The following is an 18,419-nucleotide window of genomic DNA, read 5'->3' as shown; positions in this document are numbered from 1 at the left end:
AAACCTGCTGAAATTGCTGCTCTCTTTTCAGTCCACCCTCAGTCTAAAAAGTGAATTTCATCACACAAGATTATTTTTATTGATCGTTCACACAAATCCACTCAACTTTTTAAAAATCTTATTGTATGATCAATTTTTTAATGCTTCTTTTTATATCGAGGACAAGATGAACGATATGACTTCAACCACGGAAACGACAGAGGTTAATGAAGGTAAGCTTTTTGAGGCTTATATTCAGAAACCCGAAAAGATGGCTTATTACCAACAGGGATTAGCTAAAATGACGCAAGCCGGCGTGCTTGGCTTTAAATGGCATTGGAGCTGGTGGGCTTTCTTTTTTGGCTGGGCTTTTTTGCTCTATCGTAAAGCTTACCTGCCTGCAGTAGGTGCTTTCTTTGCCGCTATTTTATCTTCTTTTATTCCTTTTGTTGGCCCACTGATCGCTGCCATTGCAATTGGTGGCAGCTCAAGCTACTTCGTTATTAAACGTTATACTGATCTGAAAAATACCCTGATGGGGACAGAACAAGAAAAAATTAATGCCATGTACTCCTTTGGTGGCTTTCATTCTTGGGTCATCTGGGTCGCTGCGATTGTCTACGGCTTAATCATCATCAGTACCATTGCCATGTTCGCATTTATTGGCGGTGCTGCTAGCTCAGGTTATTACTACTAAAGCCAACACGGCGAGATGCAGTCCAGTCGTCATGATCTGACTCTAAAAAAGCCTGCTATAAAAAGCAGGCTTTTTTATCATCAGGCTTCCAACTCAGCCAAGTGTGCAAGCAATTGCGCTTCATCCATCACGGGTACCCCCAGGCTTTCAGCCTTCGTCAGCTTGGATCCTGCCGCTGCACCGGCCACCAGCTGGCTGGTTTTTTTCGAGATACTCCCCGACACCTTCGCTCCCAAGGCTTCAAGGCGCGCCTTGGCTTGATCGCGTGTCAGGCTTTCTAAGCTGCCTGTCAGCACCCAGGTTTGTCCAGCCAGAGGCAGGTCTTCACGCTGCTGGCTGACTTCAGGCCAGTGGAGGCCCGCCTGTAAGAGCAGCGTCAGCGTCTGACGATTATGTGGCTCAGCAAAGAAAGCCAACAGATGCTGCGCCACAATCGGCCCGATATCCTCAACACTTAGTAGACTTTCAAGATCGGCCTGCATCAAGGCTTCCAGCTGGCCGAAATGGCGCGCCAGGTTGGCTGCGGTGGTTTCACCCACTTCACGAATACCCAGTGCATAGATAAAACGCACCAAGCTGGTGTGTTTGCTCTTATCAATGGCCGCCACCAAATTCGCAGCTGATTTGGGCCCCATACGCTCAAGCTGGCTCAGCTGCGCATCAGTGAGCTGATACAAATCAGCGGGCGTGGTGACCCACTGCTTTTCAACCAGTTGATCAATCAGCTTCTCACCTAAGCCTTCAATATCTAGCGCCTTACGACTGGCAAAATGCTTGAGAGCTTCTTTGCGCTGGGCAGCGCAGTACAAGCCACCAGAACAGCGATAAACCGCTTCGCCTTCAGCACGCTCGACCCGAGACTCACAAACAGGGCACACCTTGGGTGGCGCGATGACCTGCGTCTCGGCTGGACGCAAATCCAGGCGCACACGCACGACTTGAGGAATCACATCGCCTGCTCGACGTATGATGACATGATCACCACGGCGTAGATCCAGACGCGCGATTTCATCCATATTATGCAAGGTGGCATTGGAGACCATCACTCCTGCCACCTGCACCGGCGCGAGGCGCGCGACAGGCGTGATCGCCCCTGTACGTCCAACTTGAAACTCCACATCCAGCACTTGGGTAGTCTCTTCTTGCGCAGGATATTTATATGCCACCGCCCAACGTGGCTCGCGTGAGCGAAAGCCCAGCTCAGCCTGTAAACGCAGGTTATTCAACTTGAGAACGGCACCATCAATATCAAAAGGCAAGGCATCACGCTGCTGTGCTAATTGCTCGCAGTAGTCGATCAAGCCCTGCTCACCCTGCACCAGCTGCAACTGGCGACTGATTTTGAACCCCCAGGCTTCGAGTTGTTGCATCGCCGCACTGTGGGTTTCGAGTGTGATTTCTTGACTGATCTGCGCGACCTGGTAGGCAGTAAAAATTAGCGGCCGCTGGGCGGTGATGCGCGGATCAAGTTGGCGCAAGCTACCCGCCGCCGCATTGCGCGGGTTGGCAAAAACCTTGCTATCCTGCTCACGCGCTCGGGCATTCATCGCCTCAAAAGCACTGCGCAGCATATAGACTTCACCACGCACTTCAAGGTATTCAGGACAGGCCTCGCCCTGCAGCAGCAGCGGAATACTGGGCAGGGTGCGTAGATTCTCAGTAATACCTTCACCGCTTTGTCCATCTCCCCGTGTCACACCCTGTACCAGGCGGCCGTTTTGATAGATCAGGCTGACCGCCAGACCATCAAGTTTGGGTTCACAACAAAACTCCAGCGGCTGATCCGCACGCCCTAAATCCTCAAGGGCCTGCTGAATGCGCCTGACAAAACGACTCAGCCCATCCGCATCAAACACATTGCCCAAGGACAGCATCGGTACCTGATGCTGGATCTCTGGAAAACGCCCCAGAGGTTGTGCTCCGACCCGCTGAGTGGGGGAGTAGGCATCAATGAGTTGGGGATGATCGCTTTCAAGCTGTTGCAGTTCACGATACAGCTGATCATATTCACTATCTGGAATCAGGGGGTCGTCGAGAACATGGTAGCGATAATTATGATAGTGAAGCTGCTGGATCAGCTGCTGGTAGCGGCTTGCTGATGCCGCATCAAGAGAGGACAGACTCATGGAGATTCATTCACTTTAACTAGGGAGCAGCAGCGTCGTGGCGACCTGCCTTCATTTTCTTCAAACGTCTCTGGCGCTCAAAATCTTGAATGCGCTGGCGATAGTGCTCGATGGTTTGCTGAGTCAGATTACTACGCTGCTCATCTTGCAATTCAGCTTGCAGGTTATGCTCAAAAATCTGCGCTGTCGCCAGCATACGCTCAAACACCTGTTTGGCATCCTTGGGGCCAGGCAGAGGCATCACCAGCACCAAACCACTGGTGGCCACTTGATCTAACTGCGAAGGATCAAAGCGCCCTGGGCTGTACATATTCATCAAAGAATAGCCGAGGCCTGTGCCTTGTGGCTCCACATAATGATAAAAACCATTCGCACTGAGCTCGAGACCGATGGTCTGGGCCACCTTTTGTAAAAGTGCACCACTAAACAACTGACCTGGCTGGGCCGTGACATTTAAGGTGATAAATTCTTCGGCCAGCTTCCAAGTGGTTTTCTCAAGCTCTGTAATCTGTTGCATGGTGGTTGACATGGTCGACTGAGGATGAGCCGATGTTGCTGAACTCGGCGGTGTGATGTTCAAGTCTTCAAGATCATGGTGATCAGCTTCGCGAGCATGTGCATCAAGATCAGCATCTTCAAAAAACGCCTGCTGTGAGTCACTCATCTCAAGCCAATCCGCATCGGCTGCTGTCGAAAAAGTATCTTCTCTCGTGCTAGGTGATACTGAATCAGTTACTTGACGCGACTGTGCTGCGGCCTGTGAGGCTTCAGCAAAACCAGGATCATGCGAAAAAAGTTCTCGCATGGTTTCTAAACTTGGTTTAAAAGCTGTTTCTGCTGTTGATCCAGTCTGACGATCCTCAAACAAGCCTTGATCAAGCGGTGGTGTTTTTTGCGTTAATACAGGAATCGGATCATCGTCAAAGACTTCAACGTGATCAAAAAGAGGATCGAGACTTTGGCGAGTACGCGGCTGCTCAGCAGAAGTGAGGCTCGGTAATTCACGCTCTAGTTGCTCGCGACGTGCCTGCTCTTCTGGATCGGCATATTCTTCAGCATCCTGTTCAGCCTCTTCAGCCGCACGACGGCGACGACGCAAGGCATCCCAAAGGATGAGCGCAAAAACAGCCAAACCCAAACCAAGTAACCCTAACTGCAACCCCATAACAATACTCACCTTCCTACTCAATAGACTGTGATTCGGTGTTTAAACTGACTCTGCGCTAAAACTGGCTATTCAAGCGGTTGATATTAGCAACTTTGCTGCAATGCGAATAGCGAAAATACGGCCTAGACTCCATCTGGCACTAGCTCTCTCCAACCAGAGCTGCCGCTTCTTCTAGATCCACACTCACCAGACGCGAAACGCCAGGCTCTTGCATCGTCACCCCCATCAACTGCTCTGCACTTTCCATCGCCTGCTTATTATGCGTAATGTAAATAAATTGAATCGAGGCTGACATTTCCTTGACCAGCGCCGCATAACGCCCAACATTCGTATCATCCAGCGGTGCATCGACTTCATCTAGCATACAAAAGGGCGCAGGATTCAGCTCAAAGATCGAGAAAACCAGCGCCAGTGCCGTCAAGGCCTTTTCACCACCAGAGAGCAGATGAATGGTCGCATTTTTCTTGCCGGGTGGGCGCGCCATAATACTGACACCGGTTTCGAGCAGATCTTCTCCCGTCAGCTGCAACCAGGCCGTCCCGCCGCCAAAGACCTTGGGGAAAAGTGTTTGCAGTCCTTGGTTGACCTGATTAAAGGTGTCCTTGAAGCGTTGCCGTGTTTCTCGATCTATCCGCTTAATCGCCTGATCGAGGGTCTCCAGCGCTTCGCACAATTCTGCATTTTGCGCATCCAGATAGTGCTTACGCTCGGCCTGTTGATCGTATTCTTCAATCGCAGCCAGGTTAATGGCACCAAGGCGGCGTATCTGCTCCTGCGCTTTATGTAAGGCTTCCTGCCATTCTGATTCACAAACCGTATCGCTCAACTCTTCCAGGACTTCCTTTAAATTCAGACCTTCTTGCTGTAAATGTTCAAGATGATGATCTCTTTGCACCATCAAGGACTGCTGCTGCAGACGCTGCTCTTCAAGCTCCTGACGCAAGGCATCCAGACGCTTTTCATAAACCTGCCGTTGCTGTTCCAACTGTTTTTGAGCTTCTTGTACCTGCTGAAACACCTGACGTATCTGTGCAACCTGCTCTTCTTGATCTAAGCGCTGCTCGAGCCGTTCTTCGAGTTCAGCCATCTGCAAATCATCTGGATCACGTAACTGCTCGAGGTCCAGTTGTAGCTGTTCGGTCTGTTCAAGGTGCAACTGACGCTGCTCGCTTAAACGCTGCATGGCCTGCTGACAGGCCTGCTCTTGGGTGATCAGCTCTTGGTATTTCAGCTGTGCAGCCTGCCATTGACTGGTCATACTCCGCTGCTGGATCTTTTGTGCCTCGCGCTCAGTACGCAACTGCTGACGCTGTGCATCCAGCTGTGCGCGCTCTTCGGCATGGGCTTCGAGCTGCAGCAGGGCTTCTTCCCATTCTTCGCGTACCAGCTGTAACTGCTCGCTCAGCTCTTCACGTTCGGCCTCCAGCTCGGCGGCTTGCTCCTCGCGTTGACGCTGCTGCTCGGCGGCAGAACGCTGCTGCTCACTGAGGCGCACCTGCTCGGTCATCAACTGATTCAGCTGCTGCTGCTCGACTTGCAGGCGCTGCTGTAATTGCTGCTGCTCGTGTTGCAGTGCCTCTTTGGCCTGCTGACTGGCTTCCTGCTGTGCCTCAGAAAGGGCATAGGCTTCTTCGAGCGAGGCGATCTGTGTTTCAAGGTCACGCAGAGCCTTTTGCCTGAGCAACACACCGCTTTGGCTTTGTTGACTGGCCAGCAGCATACCGCCATCGGCCAACACACGATCTCCTGTGGGCGTGATCCATGCCTCCCCAGGTGCCAAATCCGCTTGGTGTGCCAAGGCATCGGCTAAGGAATCTGCAGGACGATAGAGTGCCAAAAGTTGACGCACTGAAGCGGGCAGCTCAACAGCTTGATCCAACATGGCCCCAAGCGAGCCAGCCCAGCAGCCCACCTGCGGCTCCAGCTCAGCCGAAGTCAAAGGATCTGGCTGAACAAACCAGCGACATTCACCGCTAGGAGGGGCAAGCCACGCGGTGGCTAGGGCAGAAGTGGGTGGCACCAAAAAAGCCTGTAAGGCTGAGCCTAAAACCACCTCAAATGCCTTTTCCCACCCTGGCGGTGTGGCCAGCCAAGCACCAAGACGCGGATAATCAGCCCATCCCTGCTGCTCTAACCAGGTCTCCAGCTCGGCATCCTGCCCTTCTAGCTCGGCCTGCTGCAAAGCCTGTAACGAAGCCAAGCGCCCTTGTTGCTGCTGAAGCTGCGTGGCTTGCTGATGTTGAAGCTGACGTTGTTCTTTGCTCTGCTGCTCAAGCTGTTCTTGTTGCTGCTGCAGCGCATGCAGCTCTTCTTGTAACTCAAGCAGGCTCTCCTCAATGGCTTCACGCTCGAGTTCGACTTCCTCAAGACGGAGCGCCATCCAATCTTCCTGCTGCCCAGCTTGTTGCTGCTGGAGCCGTTCTTCTTGCTGAGTGAGGCGCTGACGCTGCGCCTCAAGCTGTTGAATTTTGGCCTGCGCTAAGGTCGCGCGCTGCTGTTCAGCCTCAGCCTTACGATAAAAGGCATCCCAGGTTTCTTGTAACTGCTGATAGGCCTGCTCCAGCTCATCCTGTATCGCCAGCTGGTGTTGCTCTGCTTGTTGCAGCTCTGCGACTTGAGGAGCCAATGTCTGCAAAGTCTGGTGGATATGACTTAATTGGGCCTGATCTGCTGCCAAAGCGGCTTCAACCTTGGCCTGTTGCTGTTGAGCCTCATCCAAACTCTGCTGAAGTTGACGCTCACGTTGCCGCTGGTGTTGCAGTCCTTGCTCAAGGCGAGCAATCTGCAGATCGTATTGATTCAGTTGTTGTTGCGCTGCTTCCAACTCGGCGGCGGCCTGCTCCTGAGCCTCACGGCGCGCCTCAAGCTGCGCCTCCCCCTGACGCAATTGCGCCAGTTCGGCTTCTTTTTCAACTTCTAGACGCCGGATGGTTTCTAGCTTGTGCTGTAGCTGCTGATCCGCTGTGCGCCAGCGCATCACCGCCAGCTCGGCTTTGAGCCTGCGTTCTTGGCGACGTAATTCCTGATAACGCTGAGCTGCTGCCGCTTGACGGCCTAAGCGCTCCAACTGGCGGGCCAGCTCTTCGCGTACATCATCCAAGCGTTCAAGATTTTCTTGTGTGCGACGAATCCGGTTCTCGGTTTCTTTACGCCGCTCCTTGTATTTGGAAATGCCTGCCGCTTCTTCAAGGTAGACGCGCAACTCTTCAGGCCGCGCCTCAATCAGACGCGAGATCATGCCCTGTTCAATAATTGCATAGCTGCGCGCACCCAAGCCGGTGCCCAGAAACAGATCGGTAATATCACGCCGTCGGCATTTACTGCCATTGAGAAAATAGTTGGACTGGCCATCACGCGTCACCAGACGCTTGACGGCCAACTCGGCATAATCCGCATAAGGGCCGCCTAAGCGACCCTCACGGTTATCAAAGACCAGTTCGATGGAGGCTTGACTGACCGGTTTGCGCTGCTGGGAGCCATTAAAAATGACATCGGTCATCGACTCACCACGCAAATACTTTGCGGATGACTCACCCATCACCCAACGCACGGCATCAATAATGTTGGACTTGCCACAGCCATTCGGCCCGACAACCGCAGTCATCTGGCTCTTGAAGGTGACGGTGGTGGGGTCCACAAAAGACTTGAACCCCGCCAGTTTAATGGCTTTTAAGCGCATGTCGTAAAATCAGCTGATCCAGGTTGAGAGAGCCGCCCATTATAGCTGACGATTAATCAACAACTCGACCTGCTGAGTGCCATCCACTTCAAACCAATCACTTTCGCCTTGCCAGTCGCCTTCTTGAGCTTCCAGAGTGCCACTCATCGAGACCCGTGCAAAAAGCTTCACACGCTGGGCCGAGGACAGGTTATTGGTCGGTGTCATGGCCTGCTCATCGCTTAAGCGCACTGCAATCGGCAGATCACCAGCACGAATCCGCGTGGCCGCCACTGGTGCACCACCACGCTCAGAAACAGCATAAACAAAAACTGTAGCACGCGGGCTGGTCAGCAGCTGTGCGGCATCACTGAGGGCCAGATTAAGGATAAAGTTGGGGCCAATTTCAGCCAGAGCCTCCATGCCTAAACGCGCACGCACATCGTTGATGCCTTCACGCAGTGATTCAGCGGCTTGTACATTCTGAACACGACCTAAGGCCGCCTCCCAATGACGACGTGCTTGATCCCACTGCTCATTCTGGTAAGCCGCCATACCCAGCAAACTCAGTGTCGCTGGTTCAGAGGCATCCATTGCTAAGGCTTGATCAATCAGCGCCTGAACCCGCGCAGTAATTTGGCCTTGGTCGGCAAAGTAGAGTGCCTGGGCCTGCTGGGCAATCAAACGTGGATGCGGACCTTGAATACGCAGCAGCTCACCCATCGCCTCGGCGCCCTGTTCATACAGACCAAGATCCATATAAATCCGCACCAACAGCGACCAGCCTTCTGCATCATTAGGATTATTGTGCACCGCTTCTTCAAGACGACGCAGCAGGCTACCAAAATCACGCTGCCCTTCTTCAATCAGGGCCTGTTGCGCAAAGTAGCTTTCAAGCCCCTGCGCAGCGCCAAGCTTTTGGTACAAGGCCCAGCTTCCCCAAAAAACACAGCCCAAGATCAACAGGGTGCTGATGGCTTGCAAACCACGACTGGGAACAGCCCAAGGACGCACATGGACTTCATCAGAAGCATCATCCAACAGCAGATCTTCAAGCTCTGTCCGGCCTTGCTGATAGCCTTGCTGATCCAGACGCCTTTCTTCTAATTCAAGATCCAGCTGCGCCAGCTTTTGCTTATAGACCTGAATATTGGCCAGCTGACGAGCATACTGTTGCGCTTCTAGGCGCTCAGTTAAACGTGGGCGCAGCCATAAGGGCCAGAGCAGAAATAATGCACAGCACAGGCCAACGAGGGCCATGCCTAACCACAAACTTGTCATGAGGATTCCTTAGATTGGGGGTCCTGAGGTGTCGTTTGAGAAGCCGACAAGCTGGACTCCAGTTCAAGAATTCGATTCAAACGCAATTGGCGCTCTGAGTGAGATAAGGGGGCCTCTTCTGCCTGATCAGCCGCGCGCTGATTCTGGCGCACAAGAAAACCGATCAACAGAAGACCCAGCAGCACCAGTAGGGGCGGTAAAAACCACAAGAGCCAGGTATCACTGCGCACGGGCGGACGATAGAGGATAAAATCACCAAAGCGCGCACGCATAAACTCCATAATTTCTTGATTGGTGTAGCCTTCTTCAAGCAAGCGATAGAGTTCCTGGCGCATATCAAAGGCGCTGGGTGAGTCAGAATCGATAATGGCCTGATTTTCACACATCGGGCAACGTAATTGCCCTCCAACCTGCTGATAGCGCAATCTGAGTTCTTCACTGCTGAAATCGTAGAGCTCAATCGCAGCCTGCGCTTGAATTCCGCTGCCCATCAGCACCAAGCTGAGCAGCCAGCAGGACCAAAAATGACGACCCAACTTGTGCTTCACTGCGTTGCTTGCTGCCATCGACGCACCTCCGGAAGAATCACTTCATCGACCAAGCGGGGCGTGATCACCCCAGCCAAGTGATAACGCACATAACCCTGTGCATCAATCAGAAAAGTCTCAGGTGCGCCATAGACACCAAGATTAAAGGCCAGCTCACGCACGCCATCTGGCTCAAACAGGTTGAGTGTATAAGGGTTACCCAGCTGCGTTAGATAGCGCTGGGCTGCCGGACGCTGGTCTTTATAGTTCAGCCCCACGACCGGCACACCCAGATTGGCCATGCGGATGATCTCATCATGTTCGTCATAGCAGCTTGGGCACCAGCTGCCCCACACATTGAGCAGAAAGACCTGACCCAGCAGATCTTCGCGGGTCATCACCAGATCCGGTTGATCAAGACGTGGCAGGCTGAACTCTGGCAGCGGGCGATTCAGCAAGGCCGAATCACGCGCAGCTGGGTCCATGCTCAACCCCTTGTACAAAAAGAGGCCGAGCAGCATAAAAATCACCAGCGGAATAAATAGCACTAAGCGTTTCATCATGCCTCCTAGGCGAGTGCCTTGCGATCACTGCGCGGCGTTTCTGCCACCTTGATGCGATAACGACGATCGAGTATCGCCAGCAATCCACCGAAGGCCGCGATAAACGAACCCCACCAGAGCCAGCGGACATAAGGCTTATAGTGGACACGCATCGCCCAGGCATCTTCACTGAGTTCTTCACCCATCGCCACATAAATATCACGCAACGGACCCCAATCAATCGCCACCTGCGTCATTGGCATACCGCGGACAGGATAGAGGCGCTTTTCAGGGGTCAAGGTGCGCAGCAAACGTCCATTGGCGTTGCGTACTTCGACCAAGGCACGGTCAGCAATAAAGTTCGGGCCTTCACGATGCGTCAGCTCGGTCATGGTAAAGAAGTAACCTTGCACTTCTACCGTATCACCAACAGCCATGCGCACATCCCGCTCTTCACCAAAGTTGGACACCATTGTCGCGCCGAGCACGATCAAGGCTGCGCCCACATGACCAAAGAACATACCCCAACGGCTCAGTGTCACACCCTTCCAGCCTTTTTTGCCGCGTGCATGCTCCCAAACATCGCGTGCACTGGTCAGCACAATCCAGACAAAGAGAGACAAACCGGCAGCCACCAGCAAAGACCAGGTGCCGTTATAGAGCCAAGGCAGAACCAGTATGCCGAGCACAAAGGTCAATACAACCGAGAGCCAGATCTTACGCTTCAGCTTTTGCCATTGCATCTGCTTCCAGTCAGTGAGTGGGCCGAGACCCATAAAGACGCCTAACAGCAGCATTTGTGGCACAAACAGCGCATTAAAATAGGGAGGGCCTACTGAGATTTTGCTGCCATCCAAGGCATCCAGTACCAGCGGGTAAATCGTGCCTAACAGCACGGTAATACAAGCCACCGCGAGGATGATGTTATTCGCCAGCAAAAAGACATCCTTCGAGATCAGCTTATAGTTAACGCGTGCACGCATGGTCGGTACACGAATCGCATAAATCAGCAAGGAGGCACCGACCGTAAAGGCGAGCAGCAGCAACAGGAAAAAGCCCCGCTCGGGATCATTCGCAAAAGCATGCACTGAGTTCAACACGCCTGAGCGCACGAGGAAGAAACCCAGCAGGCTCAGTGAGAAGGTAAAGATCGCCAGCAACACGGTCCAGCTTTTAAACACACCGCGTTTTTCCGTCACCGCCAGAGAGTGCATCAAAGCGGTTCCGAGCAACCAAGGCATCAGTGAGGCATTTTCAACTGGATCCCAGAACCACCAGCCACCCCAGCCCAGCTCATAATAGGCCCACCAAGAACCTATCGCGATCCCCACCGTTAAAAAGGCCCAAGCCAGGGTGGTCCAAGGACGACTCCAACGTGCCCAAGCCGCATCTAAGCGCCCAGTCCATAAGGCCGCAATCGCAAAGGAGAAGGTGACGGCAAAACCCACATAGCCCATATAAAGCAGCGGTGGATGGAAGATTAACCCAGGATCTTGCAAGAGGGGGTTTAAATCAGCGCCATCAGCTGGAATATTAGGCAAAAAGCGCAAAAATGGATTAGATGTAATGACAACAAACAGCAGCATACCCACACTGACCCAACCCAGCACAGCCAGCACGCGCGCGAGCATTTCCAGGGGCAAGCCGCGCGAGAGGCTGACAGCAAAGGTCCAGCCCGCCAGAATCCATAACCACAACAACAGCGAGCCTTCATGTGCGCCCCAGACTGCACTAAATTTATAGTACCAAGGCAAGGCCGAGTTGGAGTTATTGGCAACATAGGCCACACTAAAATCATCGAGCAGGAAGCTGGCTGTTAACATCGCCAAACTGACGCAGAGCAGGAAGAACTGCCCCCAAGCCGCGGGTTGCGCATAGGCCATCCATAGAGGCTGGCGTGTTACACTGCCAATAATCGGTAGGATCGCCTGAGCAACCGCGAGAGCGAGCGCCAGAATCAGCGCAAACTGGCCGATTTCAGGCAAAAAAAGAACATCCATTCATCACCCCTTAGTAGGCTGTTTCTGAGCTAGAGGATTGGTTTTGGCGGAAGGGGGAATGACTTGGCATCTGCCCAGCAGCCTCTAAAGCGGCAGCCACCTCAGGTGGCATATAGTTTTCATCGTGGCGCGCTAAGACTTCGCTGGCAACAATATCGCCTTCATCATTGAGCCGCCCCACGACAACCACACCCTGCCCTTCACGAAACAGATCCGGCAGAATCTTGTCATATTGAATCCAGACCTGCTCAACATGATCCGTCACGGCAAAACGTACTTTTAAGCTTTGCGGATCACGCTGCACACTGCCTTCAACCACCATGCCTCCTGCACGAATATTGCGATCCATCGGCGCTTCACCACGCACGATTTGCATCGGCGCATAAAAAGCATTGATATTCGAACTCAATGCATAAAGGGAGAGGCCAACCGCTGTTGAGACGGCCAGAAACATCAATCCGATCAGCAACAGCTTTTGTTTGCGCTTTGGGGTCATGGGTTCTCCTCAAACTCAATCAATCAAGCAAGGTCTCATCATTTAAAATCAATGGCTCTGGGACGAGCGTAACGCCTCAGCTGATGGGCTCACCGGCGTTGTTGTGGAAGCTGCAAAGGTGTGTTCACGTCTCAACTGACGCGCCAAACGTTGTTTTTGTGCACGATACAGCATCCATGGCACGCCGATATTCAGTGCCATCAGCACAAAGGTGATCAAATAGGCGCTCCATACATAGATGGCATGCCCGCCCATATGAAAAAACTCAGCCGCACTCTGGAACCAGAAATCCATCAGTTTTTCTCCTTCATCAACTCTTTGACCCAACCCGCTTGCCCTTCACGCTGTAAAATCAACGCACGAGCATGCACGATCACCACCCAGGCCAAGAAGCAATAAAAGCCTAAGACCATGACCAGTAAAGGAAGTGCCATGGAGGCAGGCATCGCTGAGGAAGCGCCGCCAACAATTCTGAAGGTCGCTGGCTGATGCAGGGTATACCACCAATCAACCGAGTACTTGATAATCGGAATATTGACCACGCCAACAATCGCCATCAGAGCACAGGCTTTGGCTGCCGTTTCCTGAGGTTTGACCGCCAGGCGCAGCGCAATCATGCCCAAATAAAGGAAGAAAAGAATCAACATCGAGGTGAGGCGCGCATCCCACATCCACCAAGTACCCCAGGTTGGCACGCCCCAGATCGCGCCAGTGACCAAGGAGATAAAAGTCATCGTGGCCCCAATCGGCACTAAGGCGGTGGCAATGATGTCGGTCATTTTGATTTTCCAGACCAGCAGCACCACACCAGAGATGGCCATCATCACATAGATGGATTGCGCCAAAAAGGCAGCTGGCACATGGATATAAATAATGCGGAAGCTATGGCCTTGTTGAAAATCCTGCGGCGCAATTGCCAGTCCCCAGATACTGCCCGTCACGAGCAGGGCAAGGCTTAACACCAGAATCCACGGCAACCAGCGGCCGGTGAGCGTATAAAACCATTTGGGCGACCCCAAGCGGTGATAGAGGGTTTTCAGTCTGTTCCACACGATTATCTCACCTCAAGCCATCATCAAACTACTGAACTGAGAAGCACCCAGCTTCTTCTCTTTTGTTGTCTTGCTTCTACATTAGTCCGCTGCAACCGCGATTTTGAGCCCAGCCGTACAAGCCAAGGGAGCAAAAGCCAGCGCAAGTAAGGCCACCGCGGCTAAAAGTGCTAGATGCCCCCCTATTGGGTCACCCAAAACAGCGCCACCTATTGCTCCTGTGCCAAAGATCAATACCGGAATATAAAGGGGTAAAACCAGCAGGGTCATCAACACCCCAGATTTATTCAACCCCGTTGTAATCGCCGCACCAATCGCACCGATCAGGCTCAAGGCGAGTGTGCCGAGTAACAAAGAACTCATCAAGGCCCAAAAAGCTGAACCTGGTAGGTAGAGCATCACACCCAACAGGGGAGCCAACAAGACCAGCGGCAAGCCTGTAAGCAACCAGTGCACCAGCAATCTAGCCATCACCTGCAAGGTTGGTGAATAGCCATTCAGCAGCAGCTGTTCCAATGACCCATCGAGCAGATCGGGTCGGAATAAGGCATCCAGTGACAAGAGCACCGCCAGTAAAGCCGCCACCCATAAAATGCCAGGTGCGACAGGTGCCAGAATGTCCGCACTCGGCGCGATCCCCAGAGGAAACAAGATCGCCACCAAGCTAAAAAAAACCAAGGGGTTCAGTAAATCCCCTTTATTTTGCACACTGAGACGCCATTCGCGGCGAAAAGCTGCTTTAAAGACAGCATACAGACTTGGCGGGTTCGATTTTTTTTGCTCTAGGCGGCAAAACGCCACACCCAAGTGAGCCGTAGAGCGAGCTTCGCTGGTATTGGGGGGCGAGGATTCAGCCGCACCCAGTGAAACAGAAGAGGGCATGTTAGCTTCCATCAACAAAGGCCGCCTCAGCGGCAAGCGGAGTGAGCTCAAGGCGTTGTAAGCCTGAGAAGTCTTCCAGTGCGTGGTGGCTGGTCAGCAGCACACATCCACCCTGCTCAGCATGAGTGCGAATCAACCTTTCCATCGCCTGCACGGCTTCTTTATCCAAGGCAGTAAAAGGCTCATCCAACAGCCAAAAGGGCTTTCTGGTGATCAACAGACGCGCCAGTGCAACACGGCGCTTTTGCCCAGCCGAGAGCTGGTGGCAAGGGGTATCGATCAAATGCCACAGGCCGACTCGCATCAGTGCTTCTTCTAGTTCGGCCTCTTCCCACTGAGCTTCCAAAGCGGCATACCAGCTCAAGTTTTCTAAGGGCGTCAGTTCGGCTTTAATGCCCGCCAAGTGTCCCATAAACAACAACTGCTGCTGATAATCATCCTGAACAGCGGCGAGGGTCTGACCTCGCCAGCACACCTCACCTTGCTGGATGGGCAATAAACCGGCGAGAGTGCGCATCAGGGAGGTCTTACCCACGCCATTGGGTCCGGCCAACTGCCAGACCTCACCCGCACCAAAACGAAAGCTGAGCTCCCGAAAAAGCCAGCGGCCTTCACGTGCGCAGGACAAGGAAACAGCTTCAAGCCAGGGGGATGCTGGTGCAGCGTCCAGAGAGGAAGTCTGGCTCAATGCGGTAGAAGTGTGCATGCAGATCAACGCCTTAACCAAAATTCGGTTTTCATAAGCGGCTCACTTTACTATGATCTGTCATAAACCGCCAGAAATCCGCCGCCAATCGGGCAACGGATCCTCAACGAGCTTGCGCTCCATCAACAGACAGTCAGATCAAGGCTGTAGAAGCACAGCACTAGGCCGATACCTTGTTCTGAGCCAATATACTGAGCTGTTGAACACGCTGAGTTGTTTTAAATAGGAAGCTGCCATGCAGGGCGTCATTCAGACCAGTCACACCTCCTCTCCTTCTGTGCCGACCAGCACAGGTAGTTTTCTTGTTTCAGGGCAACCCAGTTTGCCTGCCGGTCAGACCAGCAGCGCGCAGGTGATCAGCAGTGAGGCACGACCTCAGGGTCAGTATCAAGTGCAGGTCCAACTCAGCCAGGGTCAAACCCTGACACTGACGATGGATAAACCCTTGCCCGCTGGACAACAGCTCGTGTTGACAGGGCGTCAGGATGGACAGCTAGAGGTGCGCCTTCTTCCAAACAACCCAACCTTATCGAACCTGCCTCTCCCCCCTCTTCCGGTCCAAGGTGGCCCGCTCACTGGGTTACCCACACCCGCTCAGCTGACCGCTCAACTTTTATACCAGCAGGCACTCCCAGCCGGTCAGGGTGTACAGCTGACGCTCCAGCTCGCATCTGGCACGCAGCTCACGCTCAATGCACCCCAAGCTCTCAGTCTTGATCAATGGGCGCAATCCAAGGCGGGACTCACACTGCACCTTTCCACCTCTGGGCAGGCGCAGCTCCACTGGCCACAAAGTACAGCGGCTCAGCCAGCCTCCCCCACGCAGGCAAGAGAGGCCGCCAGCCTGCAAAGCCTGCTCGCCAGCGCTGGAGCACAGCTACGCCACGCGCTGCCTCGACAAGCACCTCTTGGTCAGGTCTTTCAGCAACTGAGCCAGCTACTGCCCCAGCTTCCCTTGGCTGCAGGACGCCCCGCATCTGGCCTTGGCCCGACTCTTGGCAGCTCAGGATTACCTCCGGCAGGACAAACAACAGCCTCTGTTTCTGCATCCGGTCCTGCTAGTCAGACAACCAGTCCACAGCAACCCCTGAGCCCACAGCTCAGCCAGCTCCTTGTGCAGCTCATGAGCCGTCCCATTCAAGGAGAACAGCCGCCCCAGGCACAACAAATCAGTCAGTTTGTGCCCTATCATGGCGGCCTATTGGAGGCGAATCTGCTCCGTGGCATCCATCCGGCACAGCAGGGCGATCTCAAATTCCTACTCCAGCAAGCCAGCAGCCTATTACGCCACGAGCAGGCCCACCAGCCCGCAAGCCGTCAGCCTGTTCTCCAGCAGCTACAGCAGCAACTTCAAGCCGCTGAAGCGAGAATACAGGTACTACAACAGGCTTCGCTACAGGCCACCCAGACTAGCTTTGAGCGTGGCCAGCCAATGCAGCTTTTACAGTTGGATCTGCCATTTTCTGTGCGCGGTGAATGGCTGCACGTTCAGCTGGATATCCGCCGCTGGATTGAAGAGGAAGAAGCAGAAGCCGAACGTGAAGAAAAGCGCCGCGCTACGCGCTTGTGGCAAATCAACCTGCATTTTGATTTGCAAGCGATGGGCAAATTAACCGCGCGCCTCAAACTCAAAGAGGAAGAGCTCACTGCCGCGATCTGGATCAACGAGGAATCAAGCTATCAACAGCTCAGGGAACATGTCACCGAGCTGGTTCAGCGACTTGAGCGCACTGGCGCGAAGATTAAGCCTGTGGAGTATCACCTTGGCCAACCACCCTTAGATGAGCCACCACCCACCCGCCAATCGATTATCGACACGAGAATCTAGCATGCACCTTCGATCACCTCGCAAGCCTATTAAGCGTGCCCTGGCGCTGGAATATGATGGTGTCGGTGCACCGCGTCTCACCGCCAAAGGGGCAGGAGAAATTGCCGAAAAAATTATTGCGATTGCACAGGAGGCAGAGGTGCCTCTGTATGAAGATCCTCATCTTGCCGCTGCGCTCTCACAACTTGAGCTAGGCGATCCCGTTCCCGAACTCCTCTATCGTGCGATCGCGGAAGTCCTGGCCTTTGTCTATGACATGGAGCGTTTACAAGAAAAAATGGCCGCACACAAGCCAAAATAAACCCCGATTCTATCCAGAGCAGAATCGGGGTCATCAGAATAAAGCAGATCGAGGAAGGTGAATTAAGCAGCCAGTCGATTAGTTGATCGAGTAAAACTCTTCTTTGATGGGCTTCTGACGCTGAGTTTTGAGCTCGGTATGTACCAAAGCAATTAACTCAGCCTCAACACGCGCCAGACCACAGTTTTGTATCAAATCTTCAGCCGTGGCACCCATTTCAACAAGCCTGACGGCATAGGCATAGGGTAGACTACCTGGGTCCTTTTGTTCTATCTCCATCTGGCGCTCAACAGTCGAGTTGAGGCGCTTTTCTACCTCAACAAGCCGCTGCCCCACACCTATCGCACCACTGCCCATGGCGTGGGTTTCATTGCGCAGCGCCTTGACCAACAAATGCATCTCTTTTTTGGATTCATCCAGACGCAAATTGAGCTGACGCATCGTCCGGCGCATCATCACAACAGAAACACAGGCGATCAATGCAACCAGCAGCGCTAACCCTTCATATAAGCTCGGGAATCCCATTCTTGACAACCTCTTCGTTCATACTTGCAATGGATTCAACCCAAGCCTAGCCTGTTGCTAGCACCAAGATTCACCCCGCAAGCCTGCTGAGCACTCTAGCAAAGGTGCGGCTGAATCTCAGGCCTGATCAGATCGCAGCCAGCTCAGACCATTCTTCTTCAGACATCAGTTTGTTCAGCTCAACCAAGATCAGCAACTCATTGTTTTTGTTGCATACACCTTGAATGAACTTCGCACTTTCTTCATTACCAACATTCGGTGCGGTTTCAATCTCAGACTGCTTCAGGTAGACCACTTCGGCCACTGAATCGACCATAATCCCGACGACCTGTTGATCTGCTTCAATAATCATAATGCGCGTGGCATCACTGACTTCGCTTGGCAATAAGCCAAAACGCTGACGCGTATCAATCACCGTAACCACATTACCACGCAGGTTAATGATCCCGAGCACATAATCAGGTGCGCCTGGTACAGGAGCAATTTCTGTATAGCGCAGCACTTCCTGCACCATCATCACATTGATTCCGTAGGTTTCTTCCGCAAGGCGAAAAGTCACATACTGCAGCACTGGATCAGAAGACGTTTCAGCTTGGATTTTTTGCGGGCTCGACATAATTAGTATCCTTCATCGAAGTCAGACATCAGACT

17 protein-coding genes are annotated in these 18,419 nt (G+C 53.1%); 3 read left to right on the top strand and 14 right to left on the bottom strand.

What is annotated here, in order from left to right; genetic code table 11:
• Positions 1 to 166: 166 nt before the first annotated feature.
• The gene (locus tag V6U78_RS01925; protein ID WP_405336635.1) at positions 167 to 676 is read left to right on the top strand and encodes a DUF2628 domain-containing protein; all 510 of its coding nucleotides are present in this window, start codon (positions 167 to 169) and stop codon (positions 674 to 676) included.
• Between the two features lie 80 nt (positions 677 to 756).
• Here V6U78_RS01925 and ligA read toward each other — a convergent pair whose 3' ends face one another.
• The 12 genes from ligA to ccmA form a co-directional block, all read right to left on the bottom strand.
• Positions 757 to 2,796, bottom strand: coding sequence for an NAD-dependent DNA ligase LigA (ligA, locus tag V6U78_RS01920; RefSeq protein WP_405337078.1), 2,040 nt, complete (start codon positions 2,794 to 2,796; stop codon positions 757 to 759).
• Positions 2,797 to 2,821: 25 nt separating this feature from the next.
• Entirely contained in the window at positions 2,822 to 3,967 is a 1,146-nt protein-coding gene (locus tag V6U78_RS01915; protein ID WP_405336633.1) for a cell division protein ZipA, read from the bottom strand.
• 142 nt (positions 3,968 to 4,109) lie between these two features.
• Entirely contained in the window at positions 4,110 to 7,649 is a 3,540-nt protein-coding gene (gene smc, locus V6U78_RS01910) for a chromosome segregation protein SMC (RefSeq protein WP_405336631.1), read from the bottom strand.
• Positions 7,650 to 7,688: 39 nt separating this feature from the next.
• A complete protein-coding gene (ccmI, locus tag V6U78_RS01905; protein ID WP_405336629.1) occupies positions 7,689 to 8,909 on the bottom strand; it encodes a c-type cytochrome biogenesis protein CcmI in 1,221 nt (406 codons plus the stop codon).
• Complete coding sequence (locus tag V6U78_RS01900; RefSeq protein WP_405336627.1) at positions 8,906 to 9,475, bottom strand: cytochrome c-type biogenesis protein; 570 nt, start codon at positions 9,473 to 9,475, stop codon at positions 8,906 to 8,908. Before V6U78_RS01900 ends, ccmI begins: the two co-directional genes overlap by 4 nt.
• Positions 9,454 to 9,996, bottom strand: coding sequence for a DsbE family thiol:disulfide interchange protein (locus tag V6U78_RS01895; RefSeq protein WP_405336625.1), 543 nt, complete (start codon positions 9,994 to 9,996; stop codon positions 9,454 to 9,456). The genes V6U78_RS01900 and V6U78_RS01895 overlap by 22 nt, the downstream gene beginning before the upstream one ends.
• A gap of 8 nt (positions 9,997 to 10,004) precedes the next feature.
• A complete protein-coding gene (locus tag V6U78_RS01890; RefSeq protein ID WP_405336623.1) occupies positions 10,005 to 11,978 on the bottom strand; it encodes a heme lyase CcmF/NrfE family subunit in 1,974 nt (657 codons plus the stop codon).
• 10 nt (positions 11,979 to 11,988) lie between these two features.
• Positions 11,989 to 12,474, bottom strand: coding sequence for a cytochrome c maturation protein CcmE (ccmE, locus tag V6U78_RS01885; RefSeq protein WP_405336621.1), 486 nt, complete (start codon positions 12,472 to 12,474; stop codon positions 11,989 to 11,991).
• A gap of 48 nt (positions 12,475 to 12,522) precedes the next feature.
• Entirely contained in the window at positions 12,523 to 12,768 is a 246-nt protein-coding gene (gene ccmD / locus V6U78_RS01880; protein ID WP_405336619.1) for a heme exporter protein CcmD, read from the bottom strand.
• Positions 12,768 to 13,526 carry a heme ABC transporter permease gene (locus V6U78_RS01875; protein WP_405336617.1) on the bottom strand — a complete coding sequence of 253 codons (759 nt, stop codon included), beginning with the start codon at positions 13,524 to 13,526 and terminating at the stop codon, positions 12,768 to 12,770. Before V6U78_RS01875 ends, ccmD begins: the two co-directional genes overlap by 1 nt.
• A gap of 81 nt (positions 13,527 to 13,607) precedes the next feature.
• A complete protein-coding gene (ccmB, locus tag V6U78_RS01870) occupies positions 13,608 to 14,408 on the bottom strand; it encodes a heme exporter protein CcmB (RefSeq protein WP_405336615.1) in 801 nt (266 codons plus the stop codon).
• A 1-nt stretch (position 14,409) separates the two neighbouring features.
• Entirely contained in the window at positions 14,410 to 15,114 is a 705-nt protein-coding gene (ccmA, locus tag V6U78_RS01865; protein ID WP_405336613.1) for a cytochrome c biogenesis heme-transporting ATPase CcmA, read from the bottom strand.
• 235 nt (positions 15,115 to 15,349) lie between these two features.
• Between ccmA and fliK the strand changes: the two genes are divergently transcribed.
• Both fliK and V6U78_RS01855 read left to right on the top strand, forming a co-directional pair.
• On the top strand, positions 15,350 to 16,942 hold the full coding sequence (gene fliK, locus V6U78_RS01860; protein ID WP_405336611.1) for a flagellar hook-length control protein FliK: 1,593 nt from the start codon (positions 15,350 to 15,352) through the stop codon (positions 16,940 to 16,942).
• A gap of 1 nt (position 16,943) precedes the next feature.
• Positions 16,944 to 17,243, top strand: coding sequence for an EscU/YscU/HrcU family type III secretion system export apparatus switch protein (locus tag V6U78_RS01855; RefSeq protein WP_405336609.1), 300 nt, complete (start codon positions 16,944 to 16,946; stop codon positions 17,241 to 17,243).
• A gap of 78 nt (positions 17,244 to 17,321) precedes the next feature.
• Here the strand turns inward: V6U78_RS01855 and V6U78_RS01850 are convergent, their stop codons facing one another.
• Together V6U78_RS01850 and V6U78_RS01845 are read right to left on the bottom strand one after the other, a co-directional pair.
• The gene (locus tag V6U78_RS01850) at positions 17,322 to 17,768 is read right to left on the bottom strand and encodes a DUF2802 domain-containing protein (RefSeq protein ID WP_405336607.1); all 447 of its coding nucleotides are present in this window, start codon (positions 17,766 to 17,768) and stop codon (positions 17,322 to 17,324) included.
• 127 nt (positions 17,769 to 17,895) lie between these two features.
• Positions 17,896 to 18,384, bottom strand: a complete 489-nt coding sequence (locus V6U78_RS01845) for a chemotaxis protein CheW (RefSeq protein ID WP_405336605.1) — start codon at positions 18,382 to 18,384, stop codon at positions 17,896 to 17,898.
• Positions 18,385 to 18,419: the final 35 nt, after the last annotated feature.

It is taken from the genome of Marinospirillum alkalitolerans (assembly GCF_045055655.1).
In the GTDB taxonomy this organism is placed as follows: domain Bacteria; phylum Pseudomonadota; class Gammaproteobacteria; order Pseudomonadales; family Halomonadaceae; genus Marinospirillum; species Marinospirillum alkalitolerans.
Note: the sequence above shows the minus strand (reverse complement) of the source record. Positions and strands in the feature narration are given on the sequence as shown.